The following is a 23,668-nucleotide window of genomic DNA, read 5'->3' on the forward strand; positions in this document are numbered from 1 at the left end:
ACAAGGGAGTCCGCATGAAACGAAGCGCGCCCGCCGCGATTCTGCTTGCAACCGGCATTCTCGCTGGTTGCAGCACCTCCAACCCGCTGGAAAAGAAACTGGACTACAAGTCCGCCGAACCGCCCAAAGCGGGCAACACACTGGAAGTGCCGCCAGACCTGACCACGCCGCAAGTCCAGAACAAATATGTCATTCCGGCCACCGGCAGTGCTTCTGCCCTGGCCAGCAGCAATTCCGTGGCGGCTACCCAGCAAGCCGCAGCCGTTCAGGCTGCCGTGACGGGCAACACCGTTGCCGTCAACAGCATCGACAACATCACCATGGAACGTGCCGGCACCCAGCGCTGGCTCGAAGTGAAGGGCAAGTCCCCTGCAGAGCTGTGGCCGGTGTTGAAAGCCTTCTGGCAGGAAAATGGTTTTGTCATCAAAACCGAAGAGCCTGACCTTGGCATCATGGAAACCGACTGGGCGGAAAACCGTGCCAAGCTGCCGTCCGATGGCATTCGCAAGCTGATGGAAACGGTTGGCCTTGGCGGAGCCATGTCCACACCGGAGCGCGACAAATTCCGTATCCGCCTGGAAAAAACTGCCAATGGCACCGAGATTTACTTCTCGCATCGTGGCATGTACGAAACCTTCATCAACGAAGGCAAATCGGACACCATGTGGCAGCCGCGTCCGGTTGACCCGAATCTGGAAGCCGAGCTGCTGGGTCGCTTCATGATCCGCATGGGCATTACCGAAGAACAGGCCAAGGCAGCAGTCAAGAAAACCCAGGTCGTTGCCGACAAACCGAAAGACAGCATTGTTGATGGAAAACTGAACATCAATGATGGCTTTGATCGTGCTTGGCGTCGTGTTGGCCTGGCACTGGATCGTATCGGCCTGGTTGTCAATGACCGCGATCGCTCGCAAGGCCTCTACTTCGTCAAGCCTGCCAAGGGCGAGATGGATAAGAAAGATGAATCCTCTGGCGGCGGATTCTGGTCCAGCCTGGCATTCTGGAAGAGCAAGGATGCCGACGAGAAAGCAAACCCATCTGGTCCGGAATACCGGATCCAGGTCAAGGAAGCCGCCAGCGGCAGCAGTACGCTTGCTGTACTGGACAAGCAAGGCAAGCCGCTATCGGACAGCTTTGCCAAATCGGTACTGTCCAAGTTGCAGACTGAGCTGCAATAAGCCTGTAGTAGAAAAGCAAAAAGCCCGCATCTGCGGGCTTTTTTTATATCGCTGTTCAATGCGCAGCCGGCAAGCAGCAAGCATTGGACGTAAAAAAACCGGCCGAAGCCGGTTTTTGGTGCTTTCGCGCTGAATTACTGAGCAGCGGAAGCAGCCGGAGCGGAAGCAGCAGCAGCGGAAGCGTCAGCAGCCGGAGCGGAAGCGTCAGCAGCCGGAGCGGAAGCATCAGCAGCCGGAGCGGAAGCTTCAACAGCAGGAGCGGAAGCTTCAGCAGGAGCATCAGCCTTCTTACCGCAAGCGGACAGAGCAACGGCCAGCAGGGCAGCAACGAGGAGCGACTGTTTCATTTTTTCTTGACCTTTAAAGATAAGTTAACAAGACGTCAATTTAATCGCCCAAGCTGTATTTGGAAATGACTGGGCGACTGAAAATCTTTCAGTGCGCAAATTGTATCACGAAAAAAATTGCTGTGTAGGGGGGTAGACCAGCAAAAACGCCACTAATCCCGCAGCAACCTCCCGCAGCGCAGCATAACCGGCAAAATGAGCGTTTGAACGCTGATGCTTGGCCGGTAGATGCCTTGCCATGTGTACATTTGAACATCTGATGTGGTTATTTTGCTACAGACTGCGGAAAATGCCAATATCCAGATTGATATCCTTCGTACAGCACATCCAATAACGACGGCCTAATGTCGCCTGCCGACAAGTGTCGCTGATTAGCAAATTGTTGCCACACCGCAACATCACCTGGTTCGATTTCGAGAAGTTCGCCATTGCAATAGAACATTGCATCATGAAACAGAATCAGGCTCTTGCGATCCAGCTCTATTCCGTGACGCGCCACTTCCTGGGCAAACGCATCCTCGTCCATCTCCTCATCCGGGGAGTCATAGAAGACATGTGGCTTCGGTTCGGTGAGGTAATGGCCCAGAAAATCACTGACCGTCCGCTTATCCCAGGTAATCTGGCTCAGCATCTGGCTGACCTTCTCCACCATTTCATCACTGATGCGCGCCGGGTCGGGCTGGCGTTGCAACTCGGGATCGGCATAGCGCCCGTCCAGGCAGATATGGTCCTGCATGTACACCAGAAACTGTGTTGCCAGCTCCTGCGTCGGCGCAGCGCGAAAACCGATGGAATAGGTCATGCCCGGCTCAAGCGCAACACCGTAATGTGCGCATTTGGGCGGCAGGTACAGCATGTCGCCATGCTCGAGCACGAATTCCTCTTCCACACGGAAGTCCTGCAAGACACGAATGGGGGCATCCGGAATAAAGTCGTCATCAGCTTGCGATGATATCTGCCAGTGTTTCTTGCCCCCTACTTGCAACAGGAAGACATCATAGGAATCAAAATGCGGGCCGACAGTACCACCTGGCGGTGCATAGCTGATCATCAGATCATCCAGCCTGGCAAAAGGGATGAAATCGAATTGCCACAGTATCTTGTCGATGTGCGGCAAGTGATGGTTCACATTCTGTACCAGGATGGTCCAATCGGTTTCGCCCAACTTGCGAAAACGGGCGGGACGGAATGGCCCGCGCTCCAGGTGCCACTTTCCGCTGCGGTTCTCGATCAGGCGGGACTCAACATCCTCTTGCATGGCCAGCTCGGACAGGCATTTAAAATCAACATGCGGACCAACATCAGTCAGCGCACCACGGATCAGCAAAGGCTTTTTTTGCCAATATTCGCTGAGAAACTCTTCGGGGGTGAGCCCCCCCAGCAATGTCATCGGTTTCATGGCAGTTTCACGGGCTTGTGGGCCCTTCTATGGTTTACAATACGTTCAAGCGGCATTCCGCACTATTGCTTGCAGGACTGGGGCGCAATGTGCACCTCGCCCTGACAAGGTTTTTCATTTCATTCCGGACAATTTCTGATGCAAATCGCCAAAGATACCGTCGTTACCCTCCACTACGAGATGTTCGACGCAGAGAACACCCTTCTCGACAAAACTGAAGAGCCCATTGCCTACCTGCATGGCGGCTATGACGGCATCTTCCCGCTGGTTGAAGAAGCCCTGCACGGCAAGAGCGTTGGCGATTCCGTCGACGTAAAGCTGACCCCGGATGATGCGTTCGGCGATCCGGAAGAGGAACTGGTACGTGTCGAAGATCTGGACGTGTTCCCGGCTGACGTCGAAGTCGGCATGATGTTCGAAGCTGACGATCCGGAAACCGGCGACGTGCTGCTGTTCCGTGTCACCGATATCGCAGATGGCAAAGCCATTGTAGATGCCAACCATCCGCTGGCTGGCCAAACCATCCGCTTTGTCGCCAAGGTTTCCGAAGTACGTGCCGCTACCGCCGAAGAACTGAGCCACGGCCACGTTCACGGTGCACATGGCCACCACCACTAAGCAATAACGCCAGACAATACCCGCTATTGCCTGCCAAAGCTGGCGTCGCCCCAAATCTCTATGCTGATCGGGGGCGACGCCAGTTTTTCTTGCGCCATCGGCAGGAAACTTGTCGCAGGAATCATTCCAGAAACATCACATTTTTCAGACTGGCGCCAGCATGCCGTCGGAATTGACCCTGCCCCTTGATACAGGGCAAAAAAACCACTGTTGGCTGGCAATCCCCCACGCCCCTCTGCCAGATAAAGACACAGGCTTTACTGTCTCTGTCTTCACAAGGTGCGACACCACGACAGCGCTTATACCGCAAGCAAGACAGTCGGCATCTGCCCCAGAGATACCCGATCCAGTCCCGCCAGGTCTGCCAGGGTTTCTACTGCCTGCAAACCGGCCTGCTGCAATAACTGGCGCACTGCCGCGCCTTGATCGTAGCCATGCTCCAGCATGAGCCAGCCGCCAGGCTTCAGACGTTCGGGCGCACCGGCAATGATTTCGCGCAGGCAATCCAGCCCATCCCCCTCATCCGTCAGCGCCATGCGTGGCTCGAAACGGACATCGCCCTCTTCTAAATGATGATCGTGCTTTTCAATATAAGGGGGGTTGGAAACAATCAGATCAAAGCCGCACTGCTCACCCAGCGGCTGATACCAGCTCCCCTGATGAAAGCGGACAACCGCACCCAACCGATCGGCATTGTCACGGCCAACAGCAAGCGCATCATGGGATAGGTCAACAGCCTGAACCCGCCATTCTTTTGCCTCAAGCGCCAGCGTGACGGCAATGGCACCACTGCCACACCCCAGATCGACCACGTTGGCTGGCACCTGCCCCACGCGCTGCAAAGCAGCGTCGACCAGATGTTCAGTTTCAGGCCGGGGAATCAGCACCGCAGGCGTAACTTTGAAGCTGCGACCATAGAACTCTCGTTCACCCAACAAGTAGGCCATCGGTTCGCCTTGCAGACGGCGCTGTGCCAACTGAGTGAAACACGCGGACTCCTCTTCAGTAAGCGGCAGGTCCGGGTCCGCAATCATGCGGGCATGAGTCAGGCCAGGGCGAACATGCTGCAACAGCATGCGTGCTTCAAGACGTGGCAGGGAATGGCAACGCAGTGCCTGTTCAATGGTCAACATGATTCAAAGCAGGAAAATGGTGGCTAGGCCAAGGAAAATGAAAAATCCGCCGGAGTCGGTACAGGCGGTAATCAGTACGCTGGAACCCAAAGCCGGGTCGCGCCCGAATTTTTGCATCAGGGACGGAATCAGCACACCCATGGTAGCAGCCAGCATCAGGTTCAGCGTCATGGCGGCCAGCATCACCAGCCCCAGTGACAGGCGCCCATACAATAGCCAGGCAATCAGGCCGATAGCACCCCCCCATACCAAGCCATTGATGATGCTGACTCCTAATTCCTTGCGCCATAGACGCCAGGCCTGACTTACCTGCATCTGCCCCATGGCCAGTGCCCGCACGATCATGGTGATGGTTTGATTGCCGGAGTTGCCACCGATACCTGCCACGATGGGCATGAGGGCTGCCAGTGCCACCAGTTGATTGATGGAATGTTCGAATGCGCCAATCACCCGGGATGCGACAAAGGCCGTACACAGATTGATTGCCAGCCACGACCAGCGGTTTTTCACTGAGTCGATCACGGGCGCGAACAGGTCCTCTTCTTCTTTCAGACCCGCCAGATTAAGGACTTCGCTGTCCGACTCTTCGCGCATGACATCGACCATCTCATCCACAGTCAGTCGGCCAATCAAGGCACCGCGCTCATCGACGACGGGGGCGGATACCAGATCGTAACGTTCGAATGCCTGGGCGGCATCTCGCGCCTCGTCTTCTGGCTGGAAGGACACGACCTCTGTTGCCATCACGGCCGACACCATGGCTTCAGGATCAGCCACCAGCAGGCTGCGCAAGGGCAGAACTCCGCATAGGGCTTCATTGGCATCCAGCACAAAAATCTTGTCGGTCTGATGCGGCAACTCATCAAAGCGGCGCAGATAGCGCAGCACCACTTCGCAACTGACATCGGCACGGATCTTCACCAGCTCGAAGTCCATCAGAGCACCGATACTGCCCTCAGGATAGGACAGCGCAGATTGCAACTGCTCGCGCTCGGCTTCGTCCAGTTCGCCCATCACTTCGTAGACCACCTGACGCGGCAGATCGCCAGCCAGGTCTGCCAATTCATCGGTATCCAGTTGGCGTGCTGCGGCAAGCAGCTCGTCCGGAGCCATCGACTCAATCAGGGTTTCCCGTACCGCATCGGAAACTTCAAGCAGGATGTCGCCATCCTGCTGCACCTTGACGCGGTCCCAAACCAACAGCCGCTCTTCCAGCGGCAGGGCTTCGAGAATGTAGGCGATATCTGCCGGATGCAGGTTTTGCAGCCTTAGCTGCAGCTCATCCAGCGCGGGTGAGTTGGCCGGGGCGATGACATCATCTTCCTGATGCAGCGCAATCAGCCTTTGCACCTCGGCCAGGCTCTCACTCAATCGTTCAGCAGTTTGTTTTTTTTCGATAACCGACAAGCACAACTCCTTCCGCCGTGGCGACGGAGACAGGGCTACACGGTCGTGACGGCGAGAATCAAGCAGGAAAAACAGGGAAGCCAGAGGCTATGGAATAACTGGGTAAGTCCATGTGCAATACCACGCCTTGCGGTGTGGCAGAACGTAAAAACAGGAGTGGGATTGTAACATGAAGCCCCCCTTGCCTTCCAGCAAGGGGCGCGATATCAGGGGAGATCAGCGAAAGCCATGCGCCGCTGGATGATGCGGGTTTTCTTCATCAGACCGGGAGCATTGCGATGCTCATCGTAATAACGCGGATTGGGTACCATGGCAGCCAGTTTGGCGGCCTGACCTGATGACAGGCGGGCGGCACTGGTATGGAAGTAGTAGCGGGCAGCAGCTTCTGCACCGAACACACCATTCCCCCACTCGATGACATTGAGGTAGATCTCGAAGATACGACGTTTATCCAGCACCTTTTCCAGCATCACGGTAATCGCAGCTTCTTCCAGCTTGCGCCATGGTGTTTTCTTGCTGGACAGAAACAGGTTCTTGGCTAATTGCTGGCTGATGGTGGAGCCACCCGCCACAATATGGCCCTGCTTCAGGTTCTTTTCGAATGCGGCCTCGATACCATCCCAATCAAAGCCTTCGTGATCGGCAAACTTGGCGTCTTCGGCAGCAATCAGTGCGCGCTTGAGATTGGGAGAAATCTGGGCGTACGGCACCCATTTCTGTCGCAACTCGGCCTCGGGGTCGTCTTCCTGCAATTTGGCTAGCTGTTCGTTCATGAAGGCACTGGCAGAGGGGTTGTGACTGCGCCAGTAGACGATGTGACCGAAAATCCACAGGTTGTACAACACAATGGCGGCCACCAGGACCGCCATGATCTTGAATAAAAGACGCATCAATCAGGCCAATACTTCTCGCAGCATATTGGTGACCTTGCGCGTGTCCGGTTTGACGCCACGCCAGATATGGAAGGACTCGGCAGCCTGCTCCACCAGCATGCCCAGGCCATCGGCCAGCATGCCGGCGTTTTCGCTTTGGGCACGTTTCAGGAAAGGGGTGAGACCCTTGCTGTACACCATATCGTAGGCCAGCGTGCGGGCAGTAAAGATGTTGGCTGGCAGCGGCGGAATTTCGTTGTGCAGGCTGGTGGAAGTACCGTTGATGATAATGTCGAAGGTTTTGCCTTCCAGTGCCTCGTAGCCACTGGCGACCACCTCACCCCAGGGGGCGAAATGATGGGCAATGGATTCCGCCTTGATCAAGGTGCGATTGGCGATGGTGACCTTGGCCGGTTTCTGCTCCAGGATGGGCTCCAGCACACCGCGCACGGCACCGCCGGCCCCCAGGATGAGGATGCTTTTGCCTTCCATCGGAAAATCGAGATTCTCCACGATATCGCGCACCAGACCGACGCCGTCGGTATTGTCGCCATATACCTTGCCATCGCGGAAAGTCAGGGTATTGACTGCTTCAGCAGCGCGAGCGCGTTCAGTCACTTCCTGCGCCATGCGGAAGGCATCCCCCTTGAACGGCAGGGTGACATTCAGGCCCAGACCGCCGTTTTGTACGAACTGGCCAACCACTTCGTCGAATTTGCCCAATTCGGCAAACAGCTTTTCGTATTGCACGGCTTCGCCGGTGGCACGGGAAAATTCACTGTGGATAAACGGCGACTGGCTATGGGAAACGGGGTTACCGATGACGGCGTAACGGTTGGTCATGATCAGCTTTCTTGGATTCCTGTGGTGCTACCGCATTATGCGGTTCATCTGCTGAGGTAGCACTTTGCCGTGTAAAGTCATAAACATCAACCGGTCAATACCTCTGTCCCAACAATTCAGCACGGATCAACCCTGCACCCAGGGCAGGCCATGGGCCTTCCAGCCGGTCAGATTGCCACGGTGCTCCTGTGCATCTTTGTCACCTTCAAAACCCTCCATGACGTTGTAAACCCGGGTATAGCCAGCTGCGGCTGCCAGCTCTGCGGCCTCATGGGAACGCACACCGCTGCGGCACATCAGCAGCAGCACCGCATCCTTGTCTGCTGCGCCCTGCAATTGGGCAGTGAACTGGGGATTGGGCTGCATGCCGGGGAAAGTGCGCAGCTCGATACGCAGCGCACCAGGTACGACACCGACGAATTGCCACTCGGCAGCACTGCGGACATCCACCAGCACCGCCCCTTCCAGATGCTGGGTCAAATAATGGGCTTCCGGTGGCGTCAACGCCCCCTGATAGCTCAGTTGCTGGCTTGCTGCACGCTCGGCTGCGGTTTGCAAAATGATTACTGACTGTTCCATATCCAAGCTTCCTTTCCGTGTAATGTAGCCGTGCCACGCTATGCTCACTGGCTGGCCCGGCAGCCCGATCCATCTGCGCATGAACCAAATGCACCGTATTGGTGCTTGCGCACAATGCACCATCCCATTTTGGTGCAATCCGAATGACTAGCCGGACCGGATACCCTGTGACACAATGATTAGATTAGCGTTCTTAGCCTGGCACGCTTCATGCTTGATTCGAAGCGTACCATCTTTATCAAGCAATATTGCTTTCGATGCACGTTGCCTTTAGGAGAACATTCATGGCGGTTGCAGACGTAGTCAAGCTGATTCAAGAAAACGACGTCAAGTTCGTAGACCTGCGCTTTACTGACACCCGTGGTAAAGAACAACACGTTACCATCCCGGCACACGTTCTGCTGGAAGATGCTGATGAATGGTTCGAGCACGGCCACGCGTTCGATGGCTCTTCGATCGCTGGCTGGAAGGGTATCCAGGCTTCCGACATGCTGCTGATGGCCGACCCGGCCACCGCCAAGATCGACCCCTTCTTCGATGAACCCACCGTGTTCATGTCGTGTGACGTCATCGACCCGGCCGACGGCAAGGGTTACGACCGCGACCCGCGCTCCATCGCCAAGCGCGCTGAAGCTTACCTGAAGGCATCCGGCCTGGGCGACACCGCCTACTTCGGTCCGGAACCGGAATTCTTCGTATTCGACAGCATCACCTGGGGCACCGATATGTCCGGTTGCTTCGTGAAGATCAAGTCCGAAGAAGCTGCCTGGGCCTCCGCTGAAGAATTTGAAGGTGGCAACACCGGCCACCGTCCGGGCGTAAAGGGCGGCTATTTCCCGGTACCGCCGGTTGACTCCGCACAAGACCTGCGCTCTGCCATGGTTCTGCTGCTGGAAGAACTGGGCGTACCGGTTGAAGTGCACCACCACGAAGTGGCTACTGCCGGCCAGATGGAAATCGGCACCAAGTTCAGCACCCTGACCCAGCGTGCCGACTGGACCCAGATCCTGAAGTACGTGGTACAAAACGTAGCGCACAGCTACGGCAAGACCGCCACCTTCATGCCCAAGCCCATCGTTGGCGACAACGGTTCCGGCATGCACGTGCACCAGTCCATCTGGAAAGACGGCAAAAACCTGTTTGCTGGTGACGGCTACGCCGGCCTGTCCGACACTGCCCTGTACTACATCGGCGGTATCATCAAGCACGCCAAGGCACTGAACGCCATCACCAACCCGGGTACCAACTCCTACAAGCGTCTGGTTCCGCACTACGAAGCTCCGGTAAAACTGGCTTACTCCGCCAAGAACCGTTCCGCTTCCATCCGTATCCCGCACGTTGCCAATCCGAAGGGCCGTCGTATTGAAGCCCGTTTCCCGGATCCGCTGGCTAACCCGTACCTGTGCTTCTCCGCACTGCTGATGGCTGGTCTGGACGGTATCCAGAACAAGATCCACCCGGGCGATGCTGCTGACAAGAACCTGTACGACCTGCCGCCGGAAGAAGACAAGCTGATCCCGACCGTGTGCGCCAGCCTGGACGAAGCCCTGGCAGCCCTGGATGCAGACCGCGACTTCCTGACCCGTGGCGGTGTGTTCTCCAACGAATGGATTGACGCCTACATCGAACTGAAGATGCAGGAAGTGAACCTGACCCGCATGACGACCCACCCGGTTGAATTTGCGATGTACTACTCGCTGTGATTCGGAAAGACGTCTGAGGACGTCCGACGAAGTCCAGAAAACCCGCACGGCTTAAGGCTTTGCGGGTTTTTTCATGTCCGACACAATCCGACAAAATCCAGCCAAAGCCAGCTCAAATTGCCCCCGTTTCGCCCCTACTTTACACTCTGTCCAAATTTTGCAAAAAAACGGGGGCAAAAAATGGCACTGACAGAGCTGCAATGCAGCAGGGCCAAGCCGGACAGCAAGGAACAACTGCTATCCGATGGCAACGGCCTCAATCTGCTGATTCGTGTCAAAGGCACCAAGACGTGGATCTATCAATTCAGACTCAACGGCAGCAAGTACAAGCTCAACTACGGCAACTACCCTGCCATCGGCCTGGCTGACGCCCGCAAGCTACATGCCTTTGCCAAGCAGCTACTAGAACTGGGCCAGCACCCAGCGGAGCTACTCGATAGTGACGAAGCCCGCCGCATGATTCTTGCCGGTCATAGCAGGATGGAAATCGAGGCCGCGCAATATCAATTGGCACTCGCAGCAAAGCAAGCGGCCCGAATGACATTTTCCCAAGCAGCAGAACGCTATAAAAATGACTGGGTAGATCACAACTGGAAACATCCCGATAAAGGATTTGCACCAGTGCGGCTTCACCTAGAACCGAAAATTGGTAACTTGGCCCTAGAAGACATTGACGCCCCGATGCTGCGGGAATTGCTTTACGACGTGCGTGAGCGCAGAGGCGTGCAGGCTTCACTTGGTGCACACGGCTGGGCAACACGTATTTTTGGCTATGCGCTTGAGCATACTTGGTGCAATCACAATCCGGCACAGCAGATCAAAGCAATGCGTATCGGCCAACGAGGAAAACGAACACGCTGGCTTACGATTCCAGATATCCGCCGCTATCTTTCGGCGCTGTACCAGGTTGATTGCTATCGTGGGTACAAGCTGGCACTGCATCTCTTGCTGATGCTAGCTTTGCGGAAAAATGAATTGGTTGAAGCCAACTGGAATGAATTTGATTTAGCAGCGGGCGAGTGGCTGATTCCAAAAGAGAGGATGAAAGCCAAAAAAGAACATCGCGTCTTTCTGCCACGGCAAGCCATTGAAATACTGCAAGAGCTGCGGCGACTGGGTAATAGCAGCGAATGGGTAATGCCCATGCCTACAAATCCCAGACGTGCCATGAATGGTAATAATCTTAATGGTGCGCATGCTGCAGCAATCAACGCCGCGAAAATTGAAGACTATGTGATTCACGACCACCGCCATACCGCCAGCACACAACTCCGGGAAATGGGCCACTTACCTGAGGTGGTAGAGGCAGCACTTAGCCATGCGATTCCCGGTATTGCCGGTGTCTATGCACATGCACAGTACAAAGAGCAACGCCTGGCCATGCTGCAGTCCTGGGCAGATTTCCTGGATAAAACCATGAATGAGCAGACCGTGATACAAGCTGCGTTCAGAAAATTGGCGTAAGAATGTGATTTCACCAAAGCCCGGTCTACCGGGCTTTATTTCTGTCTGACGCAAGATTACGGCATGCCACAGATGCCCCACAAACGCCCCCTGCCGCAACGCCCCTTCATTGGCACTCTCTGACTCACTGCTGCCCCGATCGCCACGCTCTAGTGGCCATAGCGTCCGCAATCCACCACCCTCAGCCCCCAGCGCGCGCAATCGAAGCCCCGCCTCGCCCCCGGTCTTCATGTGCCTCAAATCATGCACCTGCATGATTCCCCGCAAAGCCCGCCCAGCCGGGCTTTGTCGTGGCCTTTTCCCCTCTGTCGAATCATGCGTTTTCATGCACTTTCATGCAGATTCATGCACCCGCTTCGGGTGATTTCCCGCTTTCCCTGCTGGACGTTCTCGGACACATCGCTTTATTGATCCGCTGGCGTCCTGTTACGTCCACCGCTGTACGGTCCGACGATTCCACCCGCCTGAGCGGGTGATGTGTGGGTGATTTTCTGCCGCTTTTCGGGGGCTTGTTGTATGGCGCTTCCATACAACGGGCTTCGCGTTTCAAGCCGTTTTGTTTTCGGGATACTGCACCCGTTCCCCGACACATCCGGGTTACGCCGACGCCATCCAACCAACGACAACAGGACACACCATGCCGCCATCCCTCCTCCCAACCACGCCCACCCGTTTCTTGCGCCTGCCGGAAGTCATGGGTCTAACAGGGCTGTCGCGCTCGACGTTGTACGACGCCATCAAGCGCGGCAGTTTTCCGGCCTCTGTGCCGTTGGGCGGCAAGGGGGTGGCTTGGGTATCCACCGAAATCGAAAGCTGGATGGCCAGCCGCATCGCCGCCCGTCAACAATAAAACCAGAAAGTCACACTCATGCACCTTTCCAACTCAGTGATGAACTCCACGCTGACCGCACAACTGGCCGAAGCCGAAGCCGCCATGGCCGACTACCTGCGCCACCGCCAGGACTGGCAAGCCAAGACTGCATTGCTCAATCAGCAAAGCGCTGCCGCCGACGCCGCAGAAACCAGCGCCAAAGGGTTCAAGGAACAAGCCCGCGCCCTGCTGCGCCAGGTGATGGGCAAGAACACCAAAGAACTGCAGGCACTCCGTGCTGAAGAACGGGCCGCCTACAGCCAGGCCGAAGACTTCCGCGACTTTCTGCAGGAACTGGAATTGGCCCGCGATGAAGCCGAAATCAGCATGCTCGAAGCCGGGAGCAGCTACATCAGCAAACGCGCCAACGCACTGGCCACGCTGGCCGAAGGACGGATGGAAGAGGCGCTGAATCAGTTGGAGCCGCTGTTGGCCGCCATTGCCATGCAGGAGGACGTATTGAACCGGCAAGGCCGCTTTGCCGAGTGGAAACAGCGGGGCCATGAGTTTGCGATTGATGCCATCACGACCAAGTTATCGCTGCAGATCAAGCAACGCATGAGCAGCTTCAAGCTGGATACCAGCCAGGAACCGGTCATGCAGGCGCTGCCCTGGCAAGACGGCTTGCGAGAGGCCGCTGAATTCACCCCGATGGCTGCCCACAAGCGCCGGATTGAGATGGCCAAGCGTAAAGAGGAGCTGGACGCATGAAGATCAACTGCCCCCACTGCCACAGCCCGGCCCGCGAAACCGCTGCCGAAGCCTATAGCTCTGAACGTCATGTCCTGCGCTTTGCCTGCAGCAATCAGCGCTGCAAGCACACTTTCCGCGGTGAACTGCTGCTGACCCGTGGCCTGCGGCCCGGCCTGACCGCATTTAGCCAGGGCGATGCCCTGCCCACCGATGTCACCGACTGCTAAGGGAGGGCTCCATGGCATTTCCTTGCCCGCTGTGTGGCGCATCGTCGCGTGTTCGCACCAGCCGCATGCTGTCTCCCACCACCAAAGAGACTTACTACAACTGCACCAACGATGACTGCTGCCACCAGTACAAGACACTGGAAGGTGAGCCGCGCACGCTGGCCAAGCCGGTACATCCGGCAGAAGCCATCCCGGCCAACCAGGTGCGCCGCATGGTGCTGACCGAGAAACCGGCCATCACGGCGGTGACGCACTCGCCCGGCAAGCTGCGTCACACCTTGCTGTAAGCCACAGGCCCGGAGCCATCCGGGCCTTACCCTGGCCACCTGTTGGCCCTGCGAATCTGAGTCACATTCCATGTCTACGCATATCCACTGTATTGACAAGCCGAAGCCACGGCCTAACAATGGCGGCGTGCTGTTCAATAGCGGCACCGGGATTGGTCTCCCGAACGACATAGGCGGACAGCCGCCTTGCGGCATTTTTTTTGTCCGTTACTTACCATTGGTACGTCCTTTTCTATGGGCTGGCCGTGGTCGGAGCATCCTCGGATGCGCCGGTTCCTATGTCCCGGTAGACCAATCCGATCATGTGCTGGCCCACCCCCGATTGGTCTCGGGGAGGCTGGTTAAATCCAGACATAGGAGGCATACCATGCCTAGCATTTCCCGCGCCCTGTCGCGCCTGTTCCCTGCTGTTACCACGCCTGTATCTGTCTTGCCGTCCGAAGCCGAAGCCCGCGCTTTGTCTGCGCTGCTGGTGGCACAAGGTCGTCGCGCCGTGTTTCATCGCACTGCTGCCGGTTTCGCTGTGGAGGTACTGGCATGAACACCCTGCACCTTCTCAGCCAGGCCGTTCCCGCCGCCCATCTGGCGCTGGCCACCATTCAAAGCGAACTCAGCCGCCTGCATACCCTGGCCAGCCAGCCCGAGCATGCCTCGCTGCGTGACTCCCTCAGCCAGCTGACCCGCCTGTGCCAGACCATCGAACACACCATTGCCGAGGGCGTCCACACCCTGGCCCGCTCCGGTGACGGCCTGCAAGGGCTGCTCGATCTGCTGCACCACGCCGAGGACAAGCCACTGCCAGCCAACCAGCTGGCCGGGCTGTTGACCCCGCTGCAGCAACAAATCAGCCACGCCCGCGCCGACATCGGCCAACTCCTCTAAGGGGCAGATCATGAAACAGAAATCCACTCTCCCGAAATCCGGGCGAGCCGCCCCCGGCTTGTCTGCTGCCCGCACCCTGCACGATTGGGCCTATCAATCAGGCCACCTGCGCGCCCTGGAACTGCTGGACACGGTACTGACCTTCCGCGACCGCCAGGACATCAGCAGCTACCAGCAGGTACAGGCTGACGCTGCCGTACTGGATGGCTTCTTTGCCACCCTGCGCCCGGCGCTGGATGACGCGCTGCCCATGCTCACCCCGGAAGAACGCACCGCCCTGCTGGCCAATATCACCGAGCGCCTGCGCATCCGCGCCAGCCTGCTGATGCAGTACCGGCCCATCCCGAAAGGGGGCCTGTGATGAAACTCGATCTTGCCCACCTGCGCCAGCAGGCACATGGCCGCTGGCCCGACATTCTCAACGCGCTGGGGATTCCGGCAGAAGTGCTGGCCACCCGCCGCAATCAGCCATGCCCGGCCTGCGGTGGCCATGACCGTTTCCAGTGGATAGACAAAGACCGTGGCCGCTTTGTCTGCCGGGCGCTGGATAGCGCTGGAGGCGATGGCTTTGTGCTGGTTCAGCACTGGCTGAATTGTTCTTTCCTGTCCGCCGCCCAGGCGGTGGCCAGGGTACTGGGCGGAGAGGAAGGGGCTGCACCGCGACCAGTGGCGGTGGCCACACCCCGGCCCGTCGCCAACAGCCAGGACTTGCGCGCCCAGATCGTGCGTTTGTGGCATGCCGCCAAACCGGTAACAGCCGCTGACCCGGTGGGCCGCTATCTGGCCCGGCGTGGCCTTGTCCTGCCGCAATACCCCGCCGCCCTGCGCTTTCACCCGGCCTTGCCTTACTGGGTCACCCACCATGGCAAACCGGTAAAGCTGGGCCACTTCCCGGCCATGCTGGCGGCAGTCAAAGCGCCTGATGGCCATCTGGTGGGCCTGCATCGCACCTGGCTGACCGCCGATGGCCACAAGGCGGTGCTGCACCATCCGGCCACTGGCGAAGCCTTGCCCGTCAAAAAACTGGTAATAGGCCGGGCCGGTGAACTGGAAGGCGCGGCTATCCAGCTGAGTGCGCCCCAGCAAGGCCGTTTGGCCCTGGCCGAAGGCATCGAAACCGCGCTGGCCGTACAGCAAGGCAGCGGCCTGCCCTGCTGGGCGGCACTGTCAGCGTGGGGCCTGTCGCATGCCCGATTGCCAGACACCGTGAACGACGTGTTTGTGATGGCCGACAACGACACCAATCAAGCCGGGCAGAATGCCGCCCGCCGCCTGGCCAAGCGCCTGCAAGGGGAAGGTAGACAGGTGCATGTGCTGATTCCAGAGCGGCCGGACAGTGATTGGCTGGATGTCATGAACACGCAAGGAGAACAACATGGGCAGCGCTGACAAGAAAGTGCTCAAGCTGGCGGCCGCCGCCCCCGTTTATGCGGCTGGGCCACGCTATGAGGTGACGGCCAACGGTGTGCATTACATTGCCGTCAAACGCGACCGCGATACTGGCGAACTGATCGAACAGCCTGCCGAATGGCTGTGCGACCCGGTGGAGCTACTGGGCTGCGGCACCGATAGCGACGGCAATCATCACCGCATTGTCAGATGGCACCGCCAGGGCAACCGCGAAGCCATCACCACCGCCCTGCCCAATGCCGACATTGGCGAGCGGGTGGGCTGGGCCATGCTGCGCAAAGGTGGGCTGACCATCACCACCGACCGCGGCGGGCAAGCCCGGCTGGCCAACTGGCTGCAGCGGGAAGGCTCCACCGAGTGGCACGACATTGTCACCATGTCCGGCTGGCAACATGGGGCCTTTGTATTGCCAAACGGTGAAATCATCGGCACGCCAAACCGCAAGATGCACTTCAATGGCCACCCCAAGGATGCCAGCGCCTACTTTGCCGCCGGCACGCTGGATAGCTGGCAAGAAACGGTAGGCACGCTGGCCCAGGGCAACCCGCTGGCCATCACTGCCATTGCCTGCGCGCTGGCTGGCCCCCTGCTGGCCTTATGCGGGGCGCGGGATGGCATTGGCCTGCACCTGTACACCAACTCCTCATCCGGCAAGAGTACCTGCGCCGATACCGCCGCCAGCGTGTGGGGCGACCCGCAACGGCTGCTGCATACCTGGTCCGGCACCGCGCTGGGCCTGACCAATGAAGCCGAGGCCAGTAATGACATGCTGATGTACCTGGACGAAGTGGGGTCAGGTGATGCCCGCAAGATCGGTCCGGCCATTTACAGCATGCTCAACGGCGTCTCGAAGCTGCAAGGCGCGAAGGATGGCGGCAACCGCACCGCCCGCTCGTGGAAACTGGCCATGATCTCTACCGGCGAAGTGGCCATGAGTCAGTACCTGACCGAAGGCGGACAAACCCCACGGGGCGGACAGGAAATACGCCTGCTCGACATTCCCGCCGATAGCGGCGCTTACCGGGCCTTCGACTACATCCATGGCCGCAAGAATGGCGAAGTGTTTGCCGATGAACTCACCCGCCAGGCGCGCAGCCATTACGGCACGCTGGGCCGTGCCTTTGTGGCCTGGCTGCAAGACCACCGGACAGAAGCCGTGCAGTGGGTGGAGAAGGCCCAGCAGCGCATGCTGGCAGCTGTGCCGGAAGGAGCCGCCCCTACGGTACGCCGCGCCACGCGCAAATTCGCCATCCTGTCCGCTGCGGCAGAAATGGCCAGCGCTGCCGGTCTGACCGGCTGGACGGAAGCCGAAGCCATCAACGGGGTGGAAACCACCTGGCAGCGCTGGATGGGTGCGTTTGGCATCGAAGACCGCGACGACGCCCGCCTAATCGAACAGGCCATTGCCGTACTGCAAGCCAGCCAGTTCTCGCGCTTTGTACTGCTGCCCATGAGTGATGACGACCCGGTGGTGCACAACATGATGGGCTACAAACGCTACACCTCTACCGGCGAACCCATCTTCATGGTGACGCCGGGTGCATTCAAATCCGAAGTGATTGCCGGATACGAGGCACGGAGAGCCTGCGAAGTGCTGCACAAGGCGGAAATGCTGGACCGCCCCAAAGGCCGCGACGCCTGGACGGTGAACGGCGGCAAAAGCATTGGCCAGGTGTATCGCATGCACCTGTACCAAGTCATGCCGGGCGAGGAGGAAGAAGGGGGGTAAATTCTCACGTAAGGAAAAAACTGCCGCCAACACCGCCAACCCGCCAACTCTTATGTAACCTTATTGATTTATATAGGTTTATTTGTTGGCGGTGAGTTGGCGGTGTTGGCGGTAGTCACGTCTGAAATCCACCCCCTCCCGCCCAGTTGGCGGTTTCAGGGTGGCTGTTGGCGGCAAGCTTGGCGCAACCGCCAACAACTTAATCATTACAAATCAATCACTTAGACATGAGCTGGCGGTGTTGGCGGCATTGGCGGCGGGTTTTGCTTCATACGTGACGGTTAGCTAGAATTCGATTTGCAAAATGCATATCGTTGGTTCAACATATACCATGACATATAATCAAAACAATACTATTCGTATTAATATTTGATTAAATCTAAATTCTATTAAAGGAGTAATAATGAGTGACCAAATACTTATCATTGCAATAATTGCGATTTTTATTCTTTGCTGTCTTGTTATTTATTACATAAAAAATAGAATTAAATCTGGTCATTTAAAGTTATTTAATTTTAAATCTGAATTCAAGACACATGACATAGATTCAATTAATTTAAAAAATATTAAACAAGATTCCAAAGATGGGTCTAATGAAATTAAGATAAAATCAACATCAATTAACATTAAAGATGTTAATCAAAAATCCAAAAAAAACAATACCATTGATATTGGCAAGTAATTAATATAATTATGCATACTCCTCTTGCTAACTACCATCTAGAACGCAAGTCGTTTCAGGAACTAGTTAATGGCGATGGCTTTGTCAACATATTTCTAATTGCTGGCAGTAGTGGTTTTGGCAAAACGTCACTTTTAACCAATTGCATTAGCTCGCTCCCCTCTGGCGCGCATTATATAACTATTCAATTAAGACAGAACAGCGTTAGCGTAGATGAAATATTTTTACGCGCCGTGACCAGGATAGGATGGGAAAATTTACCTGAATTTGATAAGTGCGTACAAGATCTTTCCGCAAAAAAACCGGAAATTAATCTCACCAACATTAGGCAAGAAGGGCGAAGTAATATTATTAAGCTTGCGCTAAATGTTGAGGATGTTCAAGGAAGAGAATATAGACAAACATTGTTAACACAAGCATTTTTCGATGATATAACTAGATTGGCATCACCAGTCTTTATATTTTTTGATGCATATGAAAATGCACCAAATGAAGTTCAAAACTGGCTAAGCGGGCCATTTCTTTCAAGAGCTGCTGATTGTCCTTTTATACGAGTCACTGTTGCTGGAAACATTGTGCCAAAACCTAGTATTGAGTGGAATAGCTCCCACATTTCTCATACTTTAAGTGGAGTAAAAGACCCTAGGGAATGGCTACCCGTACTGGAAGAAATGAAAAAGAAAACATTAGAAGACCCACCTCTCACATGGATGCATGCATTGTGCCATGTTTTAAATGGCAGTCCGTCAGAGATTATGAAAATTATTAAAGGCCTTCCCGATCTTTAAATTGAAGGACATGATGCAATGCTTATAATTGATGACCTGATAAAAATGCTGGCATCAGCCAAAACTGATGAAGAACGTGCGTTGATAACGTTAGAGTTTAGTATCGGTCAATTGCCTTTAAAGATACAAAACACCATCAAGATTTGCGCCATACCAAATCAATTCAATTTTGATATGTTAAATTGGATTTTGGAAGAAAAGATTACACAGGAAGAGTTTTATCAAATATGCTCTCAGTCATATATTGAGCTGCACTCTCAGGGAGGCGACTCAAAAGACTATTTGATAAATAAAGAAAATGTAAAAAATTTTGATCCCCATAGATTGTGGTATATGCACGAGAAAACAAAAAATGCATTGCAAGCACAAATGTGGATGACTGAGAAAAATAGATATCGCAATATTAGTAGAAAAATTGCAGTTTGGGGACGAAAATTCCACTCGAATGATGCAATGTGGCGTATTGAATCAATATACCATAGCCTTATTGCCAAAGAAAAAGCAGCCGATAGAGCTTTTATAGTTACTAGCACGAAATTATCAAATTCATTTCAGTATGCGGAGCTTGATTCTCTAATCAGTAAAATTCTTTCCTCAACTGATGACGAGAAAATATCTATACATTCAACTGCCTGGGCCTATTATATGCGAGGTGAACAAGCGCGTAGACAAGGCAGCCTAATTGAAGCCGAGGCAAACTCATTAAAAGCATTATCCTATGACACATTAAGTGATCAAATATTAATTGCCAATTGCTTCCATTTACTTGGCCAAGTTTATCTTTCCATGGCCGACTTAAATAAATCAATTTCTTCTCTGAAAAAAGCACTTCAGATATATAGAAAGCAAAATGAAACAATTGGTGAGGCCAATTGCATTCAAACATTAGGAACGGTATATGAAACGATGGCGCATTGGCCTCTTGCCAAGAGTCATTACGATGCCGCCCTACAGATATTTAAGTCCCATAAAGAGGAAATTGGACAGGCAAATTGCATTTATGCAGGTGGGCGTATTTTCCTACAGACCAGCAACCACCCTCAAGCTAGAGCATACACTGAATCGGCATTGAAGATTTATCAGAGGTGTGGCGAAAGAATCGGCGAAGCTAATTGCATTAAAACCTTGGGAGATATTGAAATAACGCTTGGACATACAGACTTGGCCGAGTCGCATTACAGCTCCTCTCTGAGAATAAATAGAGCACTAAAAAGCAGGGGCGGTGAAGCTAGCTGTATGCTTGGACTTGCCGGAGTATATGCTGCAAATTATAAAACTGAAAATTCAATTGAATATTTAAATTTTGCCTTGTCATTATATACTGACATGAAGAATGATATTGGGATTTCGCAAGTAAAAATAAAATTAGGCGAAGCAAGAGTTAGAGAGTTTAAACTTGAGGAGGCAAAAACTCTATTTTCATCAGCTAGAGAAACATATAAGGAAAAGAGTAAGCCGCTAGGTATAGCTCAAGTCGATCTTTTAATTGCTGATTTAATGAGACAGGAAGGTAATTTTGCTGAGTCAAAAAAAATAGTGCAGGCATCAATTAAAAAATTTGCCGACAGCAATGATAGAATCGGAGTTGCGAGGTGCTTTAGGGCCCTTGGAGATATCGCTGCAGATCAGTTTGAAGCTAATTATTCATTGAGATGCTTTTCAATTGCAAAAAAGAAATTTGAAAAAATAAACAATAAGATCGAAGTGGCTGTGGTACTGGATCACACTGGATGTGCCCTGTTAAATATGATGAATTACCCAGAGGCCATTAAAAAATACAATGAGGCAATAAGCTATCACGAGGACAGTTTATATTTTGCAAATAGAGCATATGGTAAAATTTATCAGAACCTATTAGATGAAGCAGCATCTGATTTGCAAACCGCCTCTGATTTACCACACTGCAAATATTATATTAACTACGTTAAATCGAGACTAGACCTACACCGGGAAGAGTATGAAAATTCACTCAAATTAATTAAATTATCAATTAATGAATGCCCAAAAAATTCTGAATTGTATTTATGGGAATCTCTATTACTGCTCGCAAACAATATGGACTGGAAAGACCAGCTAACCGCCGCAATAGTGAAAATAAAACTGAAACGGATTGGCATTGAAATGCTATCACTAATTGAAAAAATTATTAATAGCGATGCACATCGAAACATCAACAGAGAGCAACTGGGTCAATTTCACTCAACCCTAACAAACCACTTTAAGCCATAAAAAGAGCAATTACATTTCAATACCCATGAAATGTAATTGCCGATGATTTTATATTAATTCACCTTAACGATATATAAATACCTAGGCGATTAAACTAAATCCAACCCCACCAAAAATAGCTTGTATTGAAACTTATTAAAACTCCTCCATGACAATATTTTAATCCGGCAGCACATGCCATAAATACAAAATAGCATAAACACCAGAATTATTTTCACCCTCTATTTTTTACCTATATTTTAAAGATAAATTTCCAGCTTAATAACAAACCTTTGGAGCGATACTCTACGCAGGCTTACCACGCCGTTCGTTAAAAAATTCCGTTCCATCTATATAAATAAACAGGAAGCCCCCGACTGTGTTTTGGTGCTGGCTATTGCTTTAATAATTATGCAAAAGTGACTAACCGATAGCATCAAGCTACGCCAACAACAATAATCAACTAAATGATTATGGTTGGCTTCATCTCCCTTGGTATGCCACAAGTGCTATATCTGGACTAAAAGCTGTCAAAAAATTGGTATATCTTGGACCTCAACTAACTTGTGCTGTCCCCCACTGCTATCCAGACTTCAGTCTGGCCAGGATTAAATGTGTATAGATTTGTGTACAGATCAAGTTTCCACAGACTAGAAATAAACGCCTGTACTGGCTTTCCAGCCACACTTCGATAGAGACCCCGACCATGGAATGAAAGCGCAGCGCTGAAATTCTTGCCTAGTTCGACAGATCATGGATGGTTAGCTATGGAAATCGGAAATTAAAACAAGATGGCTGTACAATATATCAACAAAACGACGAAACCGATGAATACAACTAAATTATTATTCATTACAATGATGCTGATCAGTATCACTGGCTGCATCAATGTATCACGCTCCATTCCTGACACAGCAAATACATCTCTATCGCCGACAAATAAAGTCATTCCTTCCCCGGTAGAAAAATCAGTTCCCATCAATCCTAATTTGGCGGCTTGGTCTGTTAAAATTATTGCAAAAATTCGACCTCTTGTACATATCAAGAAAGGAGAAAACATCCCATCAGCGGCAATTGTTCGCGTAAGACTACTTCCAACTCTTGAGGTTTACTCCGCAACCCTAATCAAGTCTAGCGGCAACCTAGATTATGACCAATCTGTTCTAAATGCTATATTTTCTGCGGAAAGATTTCCCAAATTGCCAGACGGAGAAAATTCCATAAATCATTTAAATTTAACTCTTACATTTAAACCAGAGTGAATTTATTTAATTTCAAAAGATAATTTAAAAATCTTGGAACTACTATTGACTGTAAATTATGATTATTCTAGCTGTAGAGTTGAAACAATCCATCTCGATAGAGACCCTAGCCTTGGATAGAATATTCATCTAGTTACATACCCGTGCTTGCCTGCGCTCATGCTAGTGGTGGGCATGATTGGTGCATCACTGAATTAATGCACCAAATTAGTGCAATCACTGTACGCGCCCCCGTTTTGCCCCCTTTTTATACAAAACATCAATAAGTTATTGATTTAAATAAAGACGAATACTTCTCGCTGAATCAGGTTTGGGCGTCCACGGACGCCTTGCCGGATACAGAAAAACCCGCACAGCGCTGCTTGTGCGGGTTTTTTCATGGCAACAGCCACTACTTGAAGGTCGCTCAGTCCGGTAACGCGGCAAAAGCCTTGAGCATGGCCAGGCCATCCTGCGGCGCGACAACCAGCTGGCTGACGTCAAATGCCGGATCGAACACCGGGGCAAACTGGGGAAACGTTGCCAGCGCTTCAGGCTGCGGCACACGGAAACCCATATACCACTGAGCAAACTCCCGTTGTTTGCATTCACTGCAAAATAGCGACTCCACCTGATGATGGCGCGGATCAAGGCTGATTCTCCTGAAGGCCTCTTCCACCACGGCAGCCTCTCCCTCCAGCAGCTGCAAGAAACAGCCATCGCGGTATAGCAACAGGCCGGTAATCTGCCGGGCCTGGTTATTGGCCACCGACTTGTCCAGAATTGCCGTCAATTCAGCAGGCGACAATGCCGTGGTGGCCTTGCTGGAATAAAGCAACTGGATCAGCATGGGCAGGCTTTCTGCAAAGTTACAGGGCGCAGGCCCGAACGGATGACTGCAAACATTTCCTCATGACCTTCTGCATGGCGACTGAACATCAAATGCAGGCACATATCATGCCATTGGCACAACGTGAAGCCCGAGCGCATGATGACACATTCAGCAGATTCAAGGCATGCTGGCCACCGCATTGTTGTTATGCAGATGTGACGCGCGCCAACCTTTTGCTTATCATAGTGTCACGTCCACCCGTTTTCACCGCAGAT

Annotated in this window: 25 protein-coding genes; 17 read left to right on the top strand and 8 right to left on the bottom strand. The window is 53.4% G+C overall.

Annotated features, from left to right (window positions below; genetic code table 11):
* The first annotated feature begins 14 nt into the window (after positions 1 to 14).
* Positions 15 to 1,178 carry an NlpB/DapX family lipoprotein gene (bamC, locus tag ACODR9_RS21465; RefSeq protein WP_488812179.1) on the top strand — a complete coding sequence of 388 codons (1,164 nt, stop codon included), beginning with the start codon at positions 15 to 17 and terminating at the stop codon, positions 1,176 to 1,178.
* Between the two features lie 55 nt (positions 1,179 to 1,233).
* Here bamC and ACODR9_RS21470 read toward each other — a convergent pair whose 3' ends face one another.
* Both ACODR9_RS21470 and ACODR9_RS21475 read right to left on the bottom strand, forming a co-directional pair.
* Positions 1,234 to 1,458 carry a hypothetical protein gene (locus ACODR9_RS21470; RefSeq protein ID WP_488812181.1) on the bottom strand — a complete coding sequence of 75 codons (225 nt, stop codon included), beginning with the start codon at positions 1,456 to 1,458 and terminating at the stop codon, positions 1,234 to 1,236.
* A 332-nt stretch (positions 1,459 to 1,790) separates the two neighbouring features.
* On the bottom strand, positions 1,791 to 2,924 hold the full coding sequence (locus tag ACODR9_RS21475; protein ID WP_488812183.1) for a ribosomal protein uL16 3-hydroxylase: 1,134 nt from the start codon (positions 2,922 to 2,924) through the stop codon (positions 1,791 to 1,793).
* A 138-nt stretch (positions 2,925 to 3,062) separates the two neighbouring features.
* Here ACODR9_RS21475 and ACODR9_RS21480 point away from each other — a divergent pair, with 138 nt between their 5' ends.
* Positions 3,063 to 3,542 (top strand): FKBP-type peptidyl-prolyl cis-trans isomerase, encoded by a 480-nt coding sequence (locus tag ACODR9_RS21480; protein WP_488812185.1) that lies wholly within the window; start codon positions 3,063 to 3,065, stop codon positions 3,540 to 3,542.
* Between the two features lie 299 nt (positions 3,543 to 3,841).
* On the opposite strand, the gene prmC is transcribed toward ACODR9_RS21480, so the two are convergent.
* The 5 genes from prmC to ACODR9_RS21505 form a co-directional block, all read right to left on the bottom strand.
* Positions 3,842 to 4,675 (bottom strand): peptide chain release factor N(5)-glutamine methyltransferase, encoded by an 834-nt coding sequence (gene prmC, locus ACODR9_RS21485; protein WP_488812186.1) that lies wholly within the window; start codon positions 4,673 to 4,675, stop codon positions 3,842 to 3,844.
* A gap of 3 nt (positions 4,676 to 4,678) precedes the next feature.
* Positions 4,679 to 6,082, bottom strand: a complete 1,404-nt coding sequence (gene mgtE / locus ACODR9_RS21490) for a magnesium transporter (protein ID WP_488812188.1) — start codon at positions 6,080 to 6,082, stop codon at positions 4,679 to 4,681.
* Positions 6,083 to 6,288: 206 nt separating this feature from the next.
* Positions 6,289 to 6,972: a monofunctional biosynthetic peptidoglycan transglycosylase gene (gene mtgA, locus ACODR9_RS21495; RefSeq protein WP_488812190.1), complete on the bottom strand. Its 684-nt coding sequence runs from the start codon at positions 6,970 to 6,972 to the stop codon at positions 6,289 to 6,291.
* Positions 6,973 to 6,975: 3 nt separating this feature from the next.
* Positions 6,976 to 7,797, bottom strand: a complete 822-nt coding sequence (gene aroE, locus ACODR9_RS21500) for a shikimate dehydrogenase (protein WP_488812192.1) — start codon at positions 7,795 to 7,797, stop codon at positions 6,976 to 6,978.
* A gap of 126 nt (positions 7,798 to 7,923) precedes the next feature.
* Positions 7,924 to 8,376, bottom strand: a complete 453-nt coding sequence (locus tag ACODR9_RS21505; RefSeq protein WP_488812194.1) for a rhodanese-like domain-containing protein — start codon at positions 8,374 to 8,376, stop codon at positions 7,924 to 7,926.
* Positions 8,377 to 8,660: 284 nt separating this feature from the next.
* On the opposite strand from ACODR9_RS21505, the gene glnA reads away from it, so the two are divergent.
* From glnA to ACODR9_RS21580, 15 genes are all read left to right on the top strand, one after another.
* On the top strand, positions 8,661 to 10,079 hold the full coding sequence (gene glnA, locus ACODR9_RS21510) for a type I glutamate--ammonia ligase (RefSeq protein WP_159875135.1): 1,419 nt from the start codon (positions 8,661 to 8,663) through the stop codon (positions 10,077 to 10,079).
* 180 nt (positions 10,080 to 10,259) lie between these two features.
* Complete coding sequence (locus tag ACODR9_RS21515; RefSeq protein WP_488812196.1) at positions 10,260 to 11,543, top strand: tyrosine-type recombinase/integrase; 1,284 nt, start codon at positions 10,260 to 10,262, stop codon at positions 11,541 to 11,543.
* Positions 11,544 to 12,180: 637 nt separating this feature from the next.
* A complete protein-coding gene (locus ACODR9_RS21520; protein ID WP_178971994.1) occupies positions 12,181 to 12,393 on the top strand; it encodes a helix-turn-helix transcriptional regulator in 213 nt (70 codons plus the stop codon).
* 18 nt (positions 12,394 to 12,411) lie between these two features.
* Entirely contained in the window at positions 12,412 to 13,125 is a 714-nt protein-coding gene (locus ACODR9_RS21525) for a hypothetical protein (protein ID WP_488812198.1), read from the top strand.
* Positions 13,122 to 13,334, top strand: a complete 213-nt coding sequence (locus ACODR9_RS21530; protein WP_488812200.1) for an ogr/Delta-like zinc finger family protein — start codon at positions 13,122 to 13,124, stop codon at positions 13,332 to 13,334. The genes ACODR9_RS21525 and ACODR9_RS21530 overlap by 4 nt, the downstream gene beginning before the upstream one ends.
* Before the next feature lie 11 nt (positions 13,335 to 13,345).
* Entirely contained in the window at positions 13,346 to 13,621 is a 276-nt protein-coding gene (locus ACODR9_RS21535; RefSeq protein WP_488812202.1) for an Ogr/Delta-like zinc finger protein, read from the top strand.
* A gap of 367 nt (positions 13,622 to 13,988) precedes the next feature.
* Positions 13,989 to 14,162 carry a hypothetical protein gene (locus ACODR9_RS21540; RefSeq protein ID WP_488812204.1) on the top strand — a complete coding sequence of 58 codons (174 nt, stop codon included), beginning with the start codon at positions 13,989 to 13,991 and terminating at the stop codon, positions 14,160 to 14,162.
* On the top strand, positions 14,159 to 14,503 hold the full coding sequence (locus ACODR9_RS21545) for a DUF1484 family protein (RefSeq protein ID WP_488812206.1): 345 nt from the start codon (positions 14,159 to 14,161) through the stop codon (positions 14,501 to 14,503). The genes ACODR9_RS21540 and ACODR9_RS21545 overlap by 4 nt, the downstream gene beginning before the upstream one ends.
* 10 nt (positions 14,504 to 14,513) lie before the next feature.
* Complete coding sequence (locus ACODR9_RS21550) at positions 14,514 to 14,864, top strand: hypothetical protein (protein ID WP_488812208.1); 351 nt, start codon at positions 14,514 to 14,516, stop codon at positions 14,862 to 14,864.
* A complete protein-coding gene (locus ACODR9_RS21555; protein WP_488812210.1) occupies positions 14,864 to 15,892 on the top strand; it encodes a DUF7146 domain-containing protein in 1,029 nt (342 codons plus the stop codon). The genes ACODR9_RS21550 and ACODR9_RS21555 overlap by 1 nt, the downstream gene beginning before the upstream one ends.
* The gene (locus tag ACODR9_RS21560; RefSeq protein ID WP_488812212.1) at positions 15,879 to 17,642 is read left to right on the top strand and encodes a DUF927 domain-containing protein; all 1,764 of its coding nucleotides are present in this window, start codon (positions 15,879 to 15,881) and stop codon (positions 17,640 to 17,642) included. The genes ACODR9_RS21555 and ACODR9_RS21560 overlap by 14 nt, the downstream gene beginning before the upstream one ends.
* A gap of 403 nt (positions 17,643 to 18,045) precedes the next feature.
* A complete protein-coding gene (locus ACODR9_RS21565) occupies positions 18,046 to 18,324 on the top strand; it encodes a hypothetical protein (protein ID WP_488812214.1) in 279 nt (92 codons plus the stop codon).
* Between the two features lie 11 nt (positions 18,325 to 18,335).
* Positions 18,336 to 19,112, top strand: a complete 777-nt coding sequence (locus ACODR9_RS21570; protein WP_488812216.1) for a hypothetical protein — start codon at positions 18,336 to 18,338, stop codon at positions 19,110 to 19,112.
* Between the two features lie 18 nt (positions 19,113 to 19,130).
* On the top strand, positions 19,131 to 21,341 hold the full coding sequence (locus ACODR9_RS21575) for a tetratricopeptide repeat protein (protein WP_488812218.1): 2,211 nt from the start codon (positions 19,131 to 19,133) through the stop codon (positions 21,339 to 21,341).
* Positions 21,342 to 22,111: 770 nt separating this feature from the next.
* Positions 22,112 to 22,582, top strand: a complete 471-nt coding sequence (locus tag ACODR9_RS21580) for an energy transducer TonB (protein ID WP_488812220.1) — start codon at positions 22,112 to 22,114, stop codon at positions 22,580 to 22,582.
* A 406-nt stretch (positions 22,583 to 22,988) separates the two neighbouring features.
* Here ACODR9_RS21580 and ACODR9_RS21585 read toward each other — a convergent pair whose 3' ends face one another.
* Positions 22,989 to 23,411 carry a BLUF domain-containing protein gene (locus ACODR9_RS21585; RefSeq protein WP_488812222.1) on the bottom strand — a complete coding sequence of 141 codons (423 nt, stop codon included), beginning with the start codon at positions 23,409 to 23,411 and terminating at the stop codon, positions 22,989 to 22,991.
* Positions 23,412 to 23,668: the final 257 nt, after the last annotated feature.

The sequence above is a fragment of the Aquitalea sp. FG25 genome (assembly GCF_057809375.1).